This window comes from Paenibacillus barengoltzii NBRC 101215 (genome assembly GCF_004000745.1).
GTDB lineage: Bacteria > Bacillota > Bacilli > Paenibacillales > Paenibacillaceae > Fontibacillus > Fontibacillus barengoltzii.
Genome location: NZ_BILV01000076.1, coordinates 15,595 through 30,924, shown reverse-complemented (window position 1 = coordinate 30,924; position 15,330 = coordinate 15,595). Strand labels below are relative to the sequence as shown.

The following is a 15,330-nucleotide window of genomic DNA, read 5'->3' as shown; positions in this document are numbered from 1 at the left end:
TTCAATACTATGTGATCCGATGTGGCGATCTACAAAATCTTGTATAAACGGTGCAACCCAATATTCACAGCCTTCCGGAGGAGTCATTGAAACTTCCATATATTCTATATAATCAGAAGCCATAATATAATGTGGTTTTATCAATATAAAAAGAGTGACAAAAACTAATATGATGTACTCTAACTTAAATGTTACTTCTTTCAGTATTAGTTCAATTTTTTTTGTACTAAACATTTCGTAGTTAGCAACGCAAAAGCTTAATCCATTATTATGTACATAGTTATTCAAGTTTTGAGAAATTCTATCCCATTCACTCTGAATATTATGGTTTCGAATTACTTGATCAATTAGTTTATTTTTTCTTAAGTACGTAATAACATTTCTCTTAAAATCGAAATTACGTAATTCGTTATTGAACCAATTAATTACATAATTCAGTTGTTTGTTATGTTCCTGAACACGTTCAAAAGATTCACATTCGCTGAACAAAACTACTTGGTTATTATCGACTTCAAGTAAATAAAGATAAAAAAATAAATCATCACGAAGTTTTCTCATCAGGGTGTTGCAATCACTTATACTCCCATATTCAATGCATAATTTAATACTATTCAGCGTAAACATTGCGGACCTCAGTAATTGAGTATCAAGTAGATAAACCTTACCTCTTCCTATAAATGGATTAATGTTACGACCACTAATAAGCATTTCTAGATTGTCAAAGAAATCGATAAAACTATCAAATGTACTTGTGATATCTTGAAAGCATTTTTGAGTAGTAATATGTCTTTGCCTTCTATGAAAATCTGATATCTCATCAAATTGCACCATTGAGTCCTCCTGAAAATCCGGTAATATCTGATAACTCCCCTATCTCTGCACGTCACAAATATCTTCTTGAGATGGGGATTTGCGTAATTAATCGTATAACCTTAATTATACCTCCATTTCTTATTTCTGTAAGTTGAAATTTGTCCTCCTCCCGTAGTCTGCTATCTCCCCTGCTGATCACGTAATATCCGATCAAGTGGACTCTCAATCTGTTTCAGATTCTTGGTGCTGACGTGGGTGTAGCGTTCGGTGGTGGAGGGATTGGCGTGACCCAGCAGTTCCTGGATATAGCGGAGGTCGGTGCCGTTCTCAAGCAAATGGGTGGCGAAAGAGTGCCGAAGGACATGAATGCCTGCCTGTTTCCGGATGCCGGAGGCTTTCAGGGCTTCCTGAAATACCTTTTGTAATGAACGTTCATGTAAGTGGCTCCCCGGATGCTGCCCCGGAAACAACCACATCGAGTTGGAAAGTCGCTCAGCTTCCACATACTTTTTGATTAGGTCCCAAGCCGTTTGCGATAGTAAGGTGTGCCTGTCTTTTTTGCCTTTTCCTTGCCGGACACGAAGGAGGCCGCGTTCGGGGTCGATATCCGTAACTTTCAGCCGGACGACCTCGCTCACGCGCAAGCCTGAGGCGTAAGCCAGGTACAACATCGTACGGTGCTTCAGATTCGTCGGCGCTTGGATAACGCGGAGTACTTCCTGCTCCGATAGGACATAGGGCAGTTTTTTTCTTTTTTTCGGTCGAATATATTTCATCTGTTCGGAAGGTTGCTTGAGAACCTCGACGGCCAGAAAACGCAAAGCACTAATGGCTTGGTTCACATAAGCAGGAGAGTGCCCTTGCTCAAGGAGCTGCAGAGCATACTGTTGAGTACGGGACGAGTCGATGATCGCGGACGTCATTCCCTCATCCTTGAGGGCTCCTGGGTTCTTCATCCTCAAATGATCAGCCAAGTTCTGCAAATATCGCCGGACATGCCCCCTGTAGGCCTTGCTGGTTTTGAGGCTGTATCCCTTCAGCTTGAGCGTGGTGAGCAGCTTTTGATCCAGAGCCTGAATGAGTTTTTCATCACTGGATAGCTTTGGCGACACGGCTAGCCCGTCCATTCGAATCTCCGCTTCTGGAAAGTACTCTGCAAATTGCCTGATTTTCTCCTCCGTGCAAGGAAAACGCCAACACTTCCCATTGGGATCCCACCTTCCTCCCCCAATCGCACGCAGCTTACCGACATCCTCTTTCGAGAAATCCTCCAATTTCACGGAAATCTGATCACATTCGATCCGATGAATATGAATGTACATCCCTGATCCCTCCATTATTCTGTCTAGCTCGAAAAAAAAAGAGACAGCCCCTCCCGGGGTCTGTCTCCGATTCTTTCGGATGGATGGTGTTACTTTATCGGTATGAATCTATTCGATTCGATTACTGCTGAAACCACATCTTAAACATATGCTTCGTGGTGGCTTTGTTCATTTCGGCGATGGAGGTGGTCAGCGGGATGCCTTTCGGGCAGGCGCGGACGCAGTTTTGCGAGTTGCCGCAGCCTTCGATACCGCCGGGTTCCATCAGGGCCTCCAGACGCTCATCGGCGTTCATTTCGCCGGTTGGGTGTGCGTTGAACAAGCGCACTTGGGAAATCGCTGCCGGGCCGATGAAGTCCGTCTTCTCGTTGACGTTCGGACAAGCTTCCAAGCAGACGCCGCAGGTCATGCACTTGGACAGTTCATATGCCCATTGCCGTTTCTTCTCCGGCATCCGCGGCCCTGGCCCCAGATCGTACGTACCGTCGATCGGAATCCACGCTTTGACCCGCTTGAGCGCATTAAACATCCGGCTGCGGTCGATCACCAGGTCGCGTACGACCGGGAACGTCCGCATCGGTTCAACGCGAATCGGCTGTTCCAAATTGTCGATCAGTGCCGCACAAGCTTGACGCGGTTTGCCGTTGATCACCATCGAGCAGGCGCCGCACACTTCCTCCAGACAGTTGGACTCCCAGCAAACCGGCGAGGTATGCTCGCCCTTGTTATTCACCGGATTCCGCTGGATTTCCATCAAGGCGCTGATCACGTTCATTCCAGGGCGGTAGTCCAGCTCGAATTCTTCCGTATACGGCTTCGAGTTCGGATCATCCTGGCGAGTAATGATGAATTTGACTTTTTTGGCCGTTGGTTGTTTGGCCGTTACATCCGTTTCCGCCATTGCCATGGGTATCCCCTCCTATTTGTCCTTCGAGTAGTCGCGAATCCGCGGTGGGATCAAGGAAACGTCGACCGGTTCGTACGAAATTTCCGGACCGTCCGGCGTCCACTTCGCCATCGTTGTCTTCAAGAATTCTTCGTCGTTCCGGTTCGGGAACTCCGGTTTATAATGCGCGCCCCGGCTTTCGTTACGGAGCAACGCGCCCTTCGTCATCGCTTCGGCTAGCTCCAGCATGTTCCACAGCTGACGGGTGAACGCGGCTCCCGTATTGTTCCAGCGGGACGTATCGTTGATGTTGATCTTTTTGTAACGTTCTTTGAGTTCCTTGATTTTGTTGATGGTAGCTTCTAGTCGATCGTTGTGACGAACGACGGTCATGTTCGCCGTCATCCATTCACCCAGTTCTTTGTGGATGACATAAGCATTTTCGGTGCCATCCATCGCCAGGATGCCTTCGTATTTCTCTTCTTGGGCTTTGCGGTAGCTTTCGAAGACGCTTGGATTCAGATCTTCTGTCGACTTCTTCAGACCACGAAGATATTCGACCGCTTTCGGTCCGGCCACCATACCGCCGTAAATCGCCGACACCAGCGAGTTCGCACCAAGGCGGTTCGCCCCGTGATATTGGTATTCACATTCGCCGGCCGCAAACAGACCAGGAATGTTGGTCATTTGGTTATAGTCGACCCACATGCCGCCCATGGAGTAATGAACTGCCGGGAAGATTTTCATTGGAATTTTACGCGGGTCGTCACCCATGAACTTCTCGTAAATCTCAATAATCCCGCCGAGCTTCACGTCCAGCTCTTTCGGATCTTTATGGGACAGGTCGAGATACACCATGTTCTCGCCGTTAATACCCAGCTTCAGGTCCACGCACACATGGAAAATTTCCCGTGTCGCAATATCCCGCGGTACAAGGTTACCGTAAGCCGGATATTTCTCCTCCAGGAAGTACCATGGTTTGCCGTCCTTGTATGTCCAGATCCGTCCGCCTTCGCCACGTGCGGATTCCGACATCAGACGCAGCTTGTCATCGCCTGGAATCGCCGTTGGGTGAATTTGAATGAACTCCCCGTTGGCATAAGTTACACCTTGCTGGTACACGGCACTCGCCGCGGTCCCCGTGTTGATGACTGAGTTGGTCGTTTTCCCGAAGATAATCCCCGGACCGCCTGTAGCCAAAATAACCGCATCCGACGGGAACGTAGTGATTTCCATCGAGCGAAGATTTTGCGCGGTAATGCCGCGGCAGACGCCTTCATCGTCCAAAACAACGGACAGGAACTCCCAGTTTTCATATTTCGTGACCAGGCCTGCTGCTTCATGACGACGTACCTGCTCATCCAGCGCGTACAGCAGCTGTTGTCCGGTCGTTGCCCCGGCAAACGCCGTACGGTGATGCTTCGTACCGCCGAACCGGCGGAAATCCAACAGCCCCTCCGGCGTGCGGTTAAACATAACGCCCATCCGGTCCATCAAGTGAATGATACCAGGTGCAGCTTCGCACATCGCCTTAACCGGCGGTTGGTTAGCCAAGAAGTCCCCGCCGTATACGGTATCGTCAAAATGCTCCCAAGGCGAGTCGCCTTCGCCTTTCGTATTCACGGCCCCGTTAATGCCGCCTTGCGCGCACACCGAGTGAGAACGTTTCACCGGCACAAGGGAAAACAGCTGTACCGGCACGCCTGCTTCGGCCGATTTAATCGTAGCCATCAGACCGGCCAAGCCGCCGCCAACGACGATTAAGCTTTGTTTAGCCATTTGCTTTCAACTCCTAAAAGTTTTGTGAGCGTTGCTTCAAGGGAATGCTTCGTACAAAACTTGCATCGGAAGCATTCGCTTAGTTTTGTGAGCGTTGCTTCAACGAGTGATCTGCGAACAAAACTCGCTTCGTAAGCATCCGCTTTATTGTCAACGTGTCATCTACGAACAAAAACCTACGCCAACCAAGCCTTTGCCGTCTCCAGCAAAGCGCTGCCTTCCGCCTGGAATTCCGCGCCGCGGAATGCGACCAGCGACCATACGAACATCACGGCAACGATCGCGAACAAGCCCATGCAAATATAAGAGGACACACGTTGCGACCGCGGACCGACTGTCACGCCCCAGCTCACGAGGAACGACCATAATCCGTTCGTAAAGTGGAACGCCGCCGACACAACCCCAATGATATACAACGTGAAGAAAAGCGGGTTGCTGACGATCTCATGCATCAAGCCGCCCAATTCCTCATGCTCCACATTGCCCAGCGCCACCTGTACACGGGTCTCCACCACGTGCCAGATCACGAACACAAACGCGATAACGCCGGTAATCCGCTGCAACAAATAACGCAGGTTGCGCTCCGTTGGGAACCGCCGATTGTTCGGCTTCGCCTGGAACGCAATATAAAGCCCATAAACTCCGTGATATAACAACGGCAGCCAGATCCCAAAAATCTCCAAAACCAAGACGAGCGGCAGGCTGTTCAGGAACGCAACCGCTTCCCTAAAACCTTCGCTTCCGCCTTCCACCGCCGAAAAGTTGGTGATCATGTGCTCCAGCAGGAAAAATCCCAGCGGAATGACGCCCAGCAGCGAGTGCAGTTTTCTGGAATAAAACCCTTTCATAAATGCGTGTACCCCTTTCTCATTCCATCATCCGTTTCAACTTGCGCAAATTCACTCAAGATTCGACCTTACGGGGGCGCGGAGGTTGAATATGATAAATACCACACCGCAGTCGGTAAAACCCCTTTGAACCTCCAGTTACTTGTGAACAACTTGTGTCACTTTTCATGTTACTCCTTTTTATCTTATAATGGAATTGCAATATATTTATTAATCATTATAACAAATTCACATAAGCAAACCTGTCGAATCTTGTCCTTCACCCGGAAAAAAGGAGGTTCTCCCCATGATGGAAGAGTTACTGGTGTTCACCACCGTCGTGGAGCAATCCAGTTTGAATAAAGCATCCAAGCTGTTAAACCTGTCCCAACCTGCCCTTTCGCGCAAAATTGCAAAATTAGAAGAGGAATGGGGGGTCTCCCTGTTTCACCGCAAAGGGAAAAGACTCGAGCTGACCCGCGTAGGTCAGGAAGCTTACCAATATGCGCTGGAACAGCGGCAACGCCACCAAAACTTCCTGCAGACCGTGTCCCGCTTCAAGGCGGCGGAGCGCCGCATCGTCACGTTGGGCGCCAGCCTGACGACGATCCAAACCACACTGCCGCCGCTCGTGACCGCGCTCATGGAGAAGTTTCCGGATATCGAACTGAAGCTCGTCACCGGCAAAACCCATGAAATTGTCTCCTACGTCCGTGAGAAGAAAGTCGATTTCGGCGTCGTGGCCTCCCTGGTGAACGAGACGGGCTTGAATTGCCTGCCGCTGTTCAAAGACCACCTCGAGCTGGTCGTGCCCAAAGGGCATGAGCTGGCCGCCGCCGGGCAGAAGCGCCGTCTGATTATGGACGATCTGAGCGGTCAGCCGATGATCGTCTTTTCCAAGGGAACCTGGTATCGGCGGCTGATCGACGACCTCTTTGGACGCTACAGCATCTTGCCTGATATCCGCATGGAGATCGATTCATTTGAAGCGATCGTGCGCCTGCTGCCGATCTGCAAGGCGGCCGCGCTATTGCCTAAATCGTACTTGCGCATGCCGCTGCTGCGGGATAACGGCCTGCTGACGGTGCCGATTCCCGAGTTGGCCCAGACGCGGCGCGAAACCTGCCTCGTATACGGCGATAAATCAGAGCTGACGAGTGAAACAAAGGAATGGATCGCGCAAATCCGCGAAACCCTCGTCAAAGAATTGCCGATCTAACGCCACCATGAACCACGCACCCGAACAACGGTCTGGCGGGCATCAAAAAAAGCTGCCGCTTCCAGGTGAACACCTGGATCAACGGCAGCTTGTCCATTTTACATGAAGTATCGCAAATATACGTAGAGACTGGAGATCAAAATGGTAAGGATCATCAGCGGGAGTCCGTATTTCATGTATTTTAGAAAACTAATCGGTTCCCCTTCCTTGGCGGACATCCCGGCAGCGATCAAATTGGCACTGGCTCCGATTAATGTCCCGTTTCCACCAAGACAAGCGCCGAGCGCTAAGCTCCACCATAGCGGCTCCAAGTTCTGAATCCCCATTCCGCCCATGTCTTGAATCATCGGAATCATCGTCGCTACGAGCGGAATATTATCGATAAACGCCGACGCCAACGCACTCAGCCAGAGGATCAGCATTGAGGTGGTCAGCGGATCGCCTCCTGTCAGCCGCATTACCTCTTCGGCCACTCTCGTAATGATTCCCGTTTCAACCAACCCGCCGACCAAGACGAACAAACCAACGAAGAAGAAGATAGTGGGCCATTCCACCGAGCGGAAGGCTTGTTCCATCACGTGTTCACCGGTCAGGAGCAGCAACAGGAAAGCACCTGCCAGCGCAATCGTCGCCGTCTCCAAATGGAGGTATTGATGAAGGAAAAAACCGAGCAACGTCAACCCTAATGCAATCAAGCACTTGATGAGCAGCTTTTTCTCCGTAATCAAGCCCTCTAGACGGATCTCCATCAAGCTCTGCTGATGAGCAAAGCCCTTCTTCAACTCTTTGCGGAAGATCAAGATCACCAGCGGCAAAATCACCACCAGAATGATCATCGCAACCGGCGCTAAATTTTCCATAAAGGCGACGAAGGTTAATTCCTTCACGGCGCTGCCAATCATAATGTTCGGAGGGTCTCCGATTAAAGTCGCCGTCCCGCCGATATTCGTGGCAAGAATCATGGAGAAGAGGTAAGGGAATGCCTTGACCCTCAACCTCCGCGTAATGCTAAAGGCCACCGGAACCATCAAAATAATGGTCGTGACGTTATCCAGGAATGCCGAACCTATCGCAGTGATTAGCGCCAATAAGCCCATGAGCGTAATGGGATTGCCTTTGGCCAGCTTCGCTGTCCATATGCCAATGTAAGTGAATAAGCCGGTCTTGGCTGTCGTGTTCACGATGATCATCATCCCGATCAAGAGCCCCAGCGTATTGAAATCAATATGATGGACTGCACTCTCCTGGTCAAGGATGCCAAACATCACCATGAGCGCCGCACCAGCCATAGCCAGCACCGTTCGGTGAATTTTCTCAGAAATAATAAGTGCGTAAGTCAGCAAAAAAATGATTAAAGCCCAAATGGCCTGTTGTTCCATACTATTCCCCGTTCCCTGCTAGTAAGCCTTCTTCCCATTTCATGATGGATTGATGATCGTTTCAAACTGCTCAATATTTTTCTTAGCCCCAATGATAACCATAATGTCGCCTTCATTTAACTGATCCATCGCAGTAGGGGCTACCAAGACTCCGCTATCTCGGTGAATCGCCACAATGCTGCAGCCAAAGCGCGTTCGCGGATTAATATCAGCCAGGCACTTCTGGTGCAAGCATGCCGGAACGTTCATCTCAACGATACTGTATTCCTTCGACAGTTCAATATAATCCAGCAGATTCGGAGTAACCAGCTGATGGGCCACGCGAATCCCCATGTCGCGTTCCGGATAGATCACCCGATCCACTCCCAGCTTCTCTAAAGCCCGGCCGTGCAGAAGCGAGATCGCCTTGGCGACTACCGTTTTAATCCCCAGGTCTTTAAGGAGAATGGCCGCCAGGATGCTCATTTGAATATCGGTGCCAATCGCCACGATGCCGCAATCAAAATTGCGAACCCCCAGCGACTTCAGCACCTCTTCTTCTGTGGCATCAGCGACAACGGTATGCGTAAGCCGATCGCTAAGTTCTTCCACGATCTCTTCATTCCGGTCGATGCCCAGAACCTCATATCCTAACTCCATCAATTCCAAGGCCAGACTCGAGCCGAACCGCCCCAAGCCGATGACCACAAACTGCTGCTTTTTCATTTTTGCCCATTTTCCCCTTATCCTATAATGATTTTACCTTCTGGATGGCGATACAACTCTTTCCCCTTCCTTGGACCAATCGCATAGGCGAGCGTCAAAGGCCCCAGCCGTCCGGCAAACATCGTAAGACTAATCACTACTTTTCCAAAATCCGTCAGACGCTCCGTTAAGCCCATCGATAATCCAACGGTTCCAAAAGCGGAGGTCGTCTCAAACAAGATAGAGAGGAAATTTGCATCTTCCGTAGTGGACAATACCATCGCTACAGCAACGATGACGAACAGCGCCATCATCGTAATCGTCAGCGCCTTAGAGATCCGTTCCTCAGCAATCCGGTAACGGAATAACACCAAATCCGTCCGTCCACGGATCATGGAGATCACCGCACCGATAAGAATCGTAAAGGTAGTCGTCTTGATCCCGCCCCCTGTTGAGCCAGGCGAAGCCCCAATGAACATCAGGATGATCATGAAGAATTGCGTAGCCTGACGCAGCGAACCGGTATCAAGGGTGACCACCCCTCCCGAACGCGGCGTGACCGATTGAAATAAAGAGGCCCAGATTTTGCCGCTCCAGCTAAGCGGCTCCAGCGTGCGTGGATTCGTGAATTCGAACACGAAAATGACGATCGTACCAATCACAATCAGGACCGCCGTCATCGACAGCACAACCTTGGAATGAAGCGACAATTTGCGATGCTTGCGATACTCCGCCAGATCGGACAAGACAATAAAACCAAGACTGCCGGACACGATAAGTAAGATGGATACAATGTTAATCAAAGGATCGTTCACATAGGGGATTAAACTGCGGTAATCCCCAAACAGATCAAATCCTGCATTATTAAACATGGAAATCGAATGCCAAATCCCAAAATACAGCGCCCGGCCAAACGGCATATCAAAGGCCCAGCGGAGGGTAAGGAACACCGCTGCACCGGACTCAATCAGCAGCGAATACACCAGCACCTTGCGAATTAAGCGAACGATGCCTTCCATTGAATTTTGGTTCATCGCTTCCTGGAGCAAGAGACGGTCTTTCAGCGAGATTCTCCGTTTCAGGACGAGGGAGAACAAGGTAGCCATGGTCATAAAGCCAAGCCCCCCGATTTGGACGAGCAAGATGATGACGATATGGCCAAAAGTTGAAAAATACCTTCCCGTATCCACTACAAACAGCCCCGTTACACAAGTTGCCGAAGTTGCCGTAAACAATGCATCAACAAATGGCGTCGGTTCCCCGGACGTCCCGGAGATCGGAAGCATAAGCAGCAGACTTCCCAGCAAAATGATGAGGGCAAACCCAATCACTAATACCTGCGGCGGAGAAAGGTTTATTTTCTTCGTATTCAACGCGTTCACCTCATCGTCTTCCTGAAAAAAGAACAAAAGAAAAAAGCACTGGAAATCCAATGCCTTTCGGTGTTTGGTTCCTGATGCACAAGCCTACGAGGTTAGCTGACGGATTCGGACATGCCCAGTTGCCCTATTCGCGGACGCTTCATCCTCCCATGTAAGAAGTTGAAGCTCCGGGAAATTCACCCCAAAATGTACGGTTCCCCCGTTTTCATTACGAAATTCGGCCAATCTTTTCAATTGTTTTCATTCATTTTTCGTCAAATGGATTATATCCCTTATTGCGTCCCACCACAAAGCTCTATTTTCAAGAAAAAGACCAGAAAAAGACGAAATCAGGGATTGTGCAGATCAACTTCCCCTCCAATCTAAATGATGCGTAGACTTGCCGAAGTTTTTGCCGTTTCTCGTCAATTTTGCCCTCCGTCTGGCGCAGGGGGGATTGCTGTGTTATCTTTACTTTGACGTACTTGAGCAAAAAACATACTTCATATTATTAAGAAGAGTACGTTTCCCAGAATTCATTTCAACTTAATCACAAAGGAGTTTTGCGAGTGAATTCCCCTTTGACGTCAAATGACCGCCGCAGGATGAAGACCAAAAATCTGTGGCTGCTGGCCGCCCTCGGATTCATTGTGTTCGTGGCCGTTCAACTGTTCCCGACCACCGATTCGGAATCGTTGCAGTTGCAGCAATCGAATGAGGTGATCAGTAAACAAGAAGCAGCCGCCAGTGCAAGTGAATTTGTCCAATCGGTACTTGGGATCGACCTGCCGAATCCCGCGAAGGATAAAGCATTAATTACATACGAAACGCGTTCCGATCTGTTTGGTTACTTAACCAAAGCCGATCTGCTCGCCCCATACTTAAAAACGTATGACAAGCAATTTCCCTATGATGTATTTCGTGTCCGTTACACGGATCCCACTGAAGCGTTAAGCGCGGTGACCGTAGATGTTCATATGACCACGGGTAAAGTCGTTGGCTTCGAGGAGATTAGTTCCTCCAGCAACGCCACCAAGCAGATGATGCTGGATGTAGGATCGGAAACGACCGATTCCATGAAGGCATGGGAAGGGGATCTCTCGCTAGCGGAGAAAGAGGATCTGGCACAGCCTTACCTGAACGCTTTCGGATTTAAACCAAGCGATCTGGAGCTGGCCTCCGGTGAAGGGGATGTAGGCCTCCTCTACCGTATCCAAGGCTACACCTTAGGTGAATCGCAGGCGGAAATCAAGCTTAGCTTCGAATACGGTAAGGTTTCTTCGTTAGAGAGCTATTTTAGTGTACCTCAGGCACATCTGGACTACGTTGCCGGGCAGACCAAAATCGCCAGCTGGCTTACCTATGCGGGTTATGCCCTGTTGACGTTCGTGCTGGCCATTCTGGCGATCGTCTACAGCGCGCTGACGCGAGTTCATACCTCGTTTAAGCGGGGAATTTTCCTGGCATCGGCTTACTTCGTGTTATCGACGATTGGAACGATCAACATGATTCCGGTGTTCCAAAAAGACGGCCTTGAAGCCGGTGTACTCGTCTTTGGCCTCTTCTTCCAAGGTCTGGTGACCTTGTTCCTGGCCGCTTCTGTGTACTTCTCGCTGGTGGGCGGCGACGGACTGTGGCGGAAGAACGGGATCAACCTCTGGGCAAGATCAAGGGAAGAAGGGTATGGCCGTTCCATCCTGACCTCTGTGGGCGATGGGTATGCCTGGGCATTGATCCTGTTAGGCGTTCAATCTGTGGTGTTCTTCATTTTAGAGCAAACGATTCATACCTGGTCCACGACCGATGCAACGCAATCGCCGTACAACATGGTATATCCGGTATTGTTCCCGCTGCTGGCTTGGGTGGCCGGGATCGGGGAAGAAGCGGTGTATCGCCTCTTCGGGATCCCGATGCTGAAGAAAATGTTCCGCAGCACCTTTATCGCTTGCCTGTTGTCGACCTTAATTTGGGCGTTTGGCCACACGTTGTACCCGATTTATCCGGTCATTTCGCGCCCAATCGAATTAACCTTTATCGGACTGCTGTTCAGCTTCGTGTTCCTGCGTTACGGCTTCGCGACCGTTGTCTTCTCGCATGTCATCTTCGACAGCATTCTGATGGCGCTAAGCTTGATGTTTATGGGCGGAGCGCTGAATATCGTCGCCGGGTTGTTCTATATCGCCTTGCCGGCGATCGTGGCGTATGTGATTTACTTGTTTAACCCGCCAAGCAAGGAACGAAAGACCCCGCCGCCGCAACCAAAAGAGGAGCCGTATTTTACGACTCCTCTGGCGGATCTTCGTCCCGAAGGGCATTAAGAATTTGACGGGCTAATTTATCCCCGATAGAAAGAGGCCGAAAGTCTTCGACGGAGGCCTCTTTTATTTTTTTCAACGATCCAAAATGTTTCAGCAGCGCCTTCCGGCGTTTCTCGCCGATGCCAGGGATGGAGTCCAGCCGTGAGGCGACCATCGACTTGGCGCGCTGTTCACGGTGGAACGAAATGGCGAAGCGGTGCACCTCGTCTTGAATCCGCTGCAGCAGGTAGAACTCCTGGCTGTCACGCGGCAAATAGACTGGCTCCGGCGGATCAAACGCCATCAGCTGTGCGGTTTTATGCTTGGCGTCCTTCACCAGGCCGCACACCGGGATGTGTAAGCCGAGCTCGTTCTCCAGCACGTCGGTGGCTGCCGAGATCTGCCCTTTGCCTCCGTCAACCACGATCAGATCGGGCAGCGGCAAGTTCTCCTTCAACACCCGTTCATAGCGTCGGCGAATGACCTCACGCATCGTTTCGTAATCGTCCGGTCCTTTGACGGTTTTTACTTTATATTTACGGTATTCTTTCTTGGCCGGCTTACCGTCAATGAACACCACCATGGCCGAGACCGGGTTCGTCCCCTGAATGTTGGAGTTATCGAACGCTTCAATCCGCGACACGGACTCCAGGCCAATCGCCTTGCCGAGATTCTCGGCCGCCTTCGAAGTGCGTTCCTCATCCCGTTCGATCAGCCGGAATTTCTCATCCAGCGTGATGCGTGCGTTTTCCTCGGCCATCTTGGTCATCTGCCGCTTTAAGCCGCGCTGCGGCACCAGCGTCTTCACGCCCAGCCACTCCTGCAAGGCGGCTGGAGCGTCAAGCGCGCCGGCCTCCTCTTGTTCTTCCGGCTTCTCCGGCAGCAGAATCTCCTGCGGCAAGGCCGGGTTGTCGCTGTAATACTGCGTCACATAAGACATAAAGTCGCCGTAGGCGTCACCGTAGAACGGAAAGACCGACGCATGCCGTTCGATCATTTTCCCCTGACGCATGTACAGAATCTGTACGCACATCCAGCCCTTGTCTACGGCGTACCCAAACACGTCGCGGTCCTTCGCATCGGTCACGGTAATCTTCTGCTTCTCCATCACCGCATCGATGTTGATGATCTGGTCGCGCAGCTCCTTAGCCCGCTCGAATTGCAGGGCTTCGGCTGCCTCGTGCATTTTGCGCTCCAGCTCTTTCTTGATTTCCTCATGCCCGCCGCTCAGGAACGAGATGATCTCCTGCGTCATCTTCTCGTACGTTTCCTTCTCGACCTCATACACGCATGGCGCCAAGCACTGGCCCATATGATAATACAAGCACACTTCCTTAGGCATTACGTTGCATTTGCGCAGCGGGTACATGCGATCGAGCAGCTTCTTCGTTTGCTGAGCCGCGTAAGCGTTCGGATATGGGCCAAAATATTTCGCTTTATCTTTAAGCACCCGCCGGGTGACTTCCAGCCGGGGATGCGGTTCATTCGTAATTTTGATATAGGGGAACGTCTTGTCATCCTTCAGGAGGATATTATAACGCGGATGATGTTCTTTGATCAGGTTACATTCCAGGATCAGTGCTTCCATATTGCTCGCGGTCACGATGTATTCGAAGTCGCGGATCTCGGATACGAGCAGCTGGGTTTTCCCGTTATGGCTGCCTGTAAAATAGGAACGGACTCGGTTCTTCAGCACTTTGGCTTTACCGACGTAAATGATCTTACCGTCCTTGTTCTTCATTAAATAACAACCCGGGGAATCGGGCAGCAGCGCCAGCTTATGTTGGATTCGCTCCATCGCTTTCTCATAACTTAACGTTTCATTGGCCGATGTGTCCAAGCTTCCTCCTCCTTTCTCCACTCCAGGTTAACGCAGAAAACGCCTCCGGCCCAAACCGGAGGCGTCATCCAAGGCGTCAAGCGACGCGCCTGATCGTCTGGATTATTGATGTTTAGCGATCAGGTTCTTCAACGTGTCCTTCGAGTTCAATCCGACGATTTTATCGACCGGTTGACCGTCTTTGAACAGGATCAGCGTAGGAATGCTCATCACGCCGAAGCGGGAAGCGGTTTCTGGATTGTCATCCACGTTCAGCTTCGCGATCTTCACGGAGTCGCCTACTTCTGCGTCCAGCTCCTCCAGAATCGGAGCGATCATTTTGCAAGGGCCGCACCATGGAGCCCAAAAATCAACAAGAACCGGACCTTGTCCTTCGATTTCCGCATTGAAGGACTGATCGGATACGTTCACGATAGCCATGATAATTTCCTCCTTATTTGGGTTGCCCGGCCTAGCCCATTCATGACTGGAGCGCGAACAACTGGTAGTCGAAAAAAATGGAGCAGTCAGCCCAAAAAGCTGTTGCCGAACACATTATACCATACTACACTGAAAAAAAGAAAGTGTATGGTAACGCCTTCTTTACAAAACGAAAAAAGTTTGGTTATACTAAGAATAACCTGAAAACGGATTGTCTATGACATATTTCATTGACGAGACGATAATTTCCTGAGGAGGCCCATCGCCATGGATGCTAACACGCATGCGAACGATCCGCGGCAGCATATCAACGAAGAACCCCGCAACGATCTGTTTGATTTGATGAACGGCTTTTTTGGCATGCTGACGTTCATGATCGTGATTTTCTTCGGCATGGTCATCATTAAATTTATCGCCAGCTAGGCGGTAACCAGACCTCGAATTAAACGAAAGAGCCGGGTGCTCCCCCGCGAAGGGAGGTGCTCGGCTCTTTAACTTATGTC

At 50.5% G+C, this 15,330-nt stretch carries 13 protein-coding genes and 1 riboswitch; of the genes, 3 read left to right on the top strand and 10 right to left on the bottom strand.

Going from position 1 to position 15,330, the window contains the following annotated elements; all coding sequences use genetic code 11:
- From PBA01S_RS18285 to PBA01S_RS18265, 5 genes are all read right to left on the bottom strand, one after another.
- The coding region (locus PBA01S_RS18285) for a DUF5677 domain-containing protein (RefSeq protein WP_164744193.1) at nt 1–828 on the bottom strand (828 nt) is incomplete at its 3' end.
- Nucleotides 829–992: 164 nt separating this feature from the next.
- Complete coding sequence (locus PBA01S_RS18280) at nt 993–2,135, bottom strand: tyrosine-type recombinase/integrase (protein WP_164744192.1); 1,143 nt, start codon at nt 2,133–2,135, stop codon at nt 993–995.
- A gap of 121 nt (nt 2,136–2,256) precedes the next feature.
- Complete coding sequence (sdhB, locus tag PBA01S_RS18275; RefSeq protein ID WP_174844500.1) at nt 2,257–3,042, bottom strand: succinate dehydrogenase iron-sulfur subunit; 786 nt, start codon at nt 3,040–3,042, stop codon at nt 2,257–2,259.
- A gap of 12 nt (nt 3,043–3,054) precedes the next feature.
- Nucleotides 3,055–4,800: a succinate dehydrogenase flavoprotein subunit gene (gene sdhA / locus PBA01S_RS18270; protein WP_016310977.1), complete on the bottom strand. Its 1,746-nt coding sequence runs from the start codon at nt 4,798–4,800 to the stop codon at nt 3,055–3,057.
- Between the two features lie 176 nt (nt 4,801–4,976).
- On the bottom strand, nt 4,977–5,648 hold the full coding sequence (locus PBA01S_RS18265) for a succinate dehydrogenase cytochrome b558 subunit (protein ID WP_028540022.1): 672 nt from the start codon (nt 5,646–5,648) through the stop codon (nt 4,977–4,979).
- A 286-nt stretch (nt 5,649–5,934) separates the two neighbouring features.
- Between PBA01S_RS18265 and PBA01S_RS18260 the strand changes: the two genes are divergently transcribed.
- Complete coding sequence (locus PBA01S_RS18260) at nt 5,935–6,846, top strand: LysR family transcriptional regulator (RefSeq protein ID WP_028540021.1); 912 nt, start codon at nt 5,935–5,937, stop codon at nt 6,844–6,846.
- 98 nt (nt 6,847–6,944) lie between these two features.
- Here PBA01S_RS18260 and PBA01S_RS18255 read toward each other — a convergent pair whose 3' ends face one another.
- Genes PBA01S_RS18255 through PBA01S_RS18245 form a run of 3 tightly spaced genes read right to left on the bottom strand, consistent with a single transcriptional unit; the run spans nt 6,945 to nt 10,291 of the window.
- Nucleotides 6,945–8,225, bottom strand: coding sequence for an ArsB/NhaD family transporter (locus tag PBA01S_RS18255; protein WP_085279465.1), 1,281 nt, complete (start codon nt 8,223–8,225; stop codon nt 6,945–6,947).
- Nucleotides 8,226–8,264: 39 nt separating this feature from the next.
- Entirely contained in the window at nt 8,265–8,930 is a 666-nt protein-coding gene (locus tag PBA01S_RS18250; protein ID WP_028540019.1) for a potassium channel family protein, read from the bottom strand.
- A 17-nt stretch (nt 8,931–8,947) separates the two neighbouring features.
- On the bottom strand, nt 8,948–10,291 hold the full coding sequence (locus PBA01S_RS18245; protein WP_127576489.1) for a TrkH family potassium uptake protein: 1,344 nt from the start codon (nt 10,289–10,291) through the stop codon (nt 8,948–8,950).
- Between the two features lie 66 nt (nt 10,292–10,357).
- Nucleotides 10,358–10,524, bottom strand: a riboswitch (cyclic di-AMP (ydaO/yuaA leader).
- 351 nt (nt 10,525–10,875) lie between these two features.
- Here PBA01S_RS18245 and PBA01S_RS18240 point away from each other — a divergent pair.
- Nucleotides 10,876–12,588: a CPBP family intramembrane glutamic endopeptidase gene (locus PBA01S_RS18240; protein WP_164744194.1), complete on the top strand. Its 1,713-nt coding sequence runs from the start codon at nt 10,876–10,878 to the stop codon at nt 12,586–12,588.
- Here PBA01S_RS18240 and uvrC read toward each other — a convergent pair.
- Together uvrC and trxA are read right to left on the bottom strand one after the other, a co-directional pair.
- The gene (gene uvrC / locus PBA01S_RS18235) at nt 12,548–14,365 is read right to left on the bottom strand and encodes an excinuclease ABC subunit UvrC (protein ID WP_028540016.1); all 1,818 of its coding nucleotides are present in this window, start codon (nt 14,363–14,365) and stop codon (nt 12,548–12,550) included. The two genes, PBA01S_RS18240 and uvrC, sit on opposite strands and share 41 nt — an antisense overlap.
- Nucleotides 14,366–14,509: 144 nt before the next feature.
- Entirely contained in the window at nt 14,510–14,827 is a 318-nt protein-coding gene (trxA, locus tag PBA01S_RS18230; RefSeq protein WP_009224820.1) for a thioredoxin, read from the bottom strand.
- A 267-nt stretch (nt 14,828–15,094) separates the two neighbouring features.
- Between trxA and PBA01S_RS18225 the strand changes: the two genes are divergently transcribed.
- Entirely contained in the window at nt 15,095–15,250 is a 156-nt protein-coding gene (locus PBA01S_RS18225) for a hypothetical protein (protein ID WP_009224819.1), read from the top strand.
- Nucleotides 15,251–15,330 lie beyond the last annotated feature (80 nt).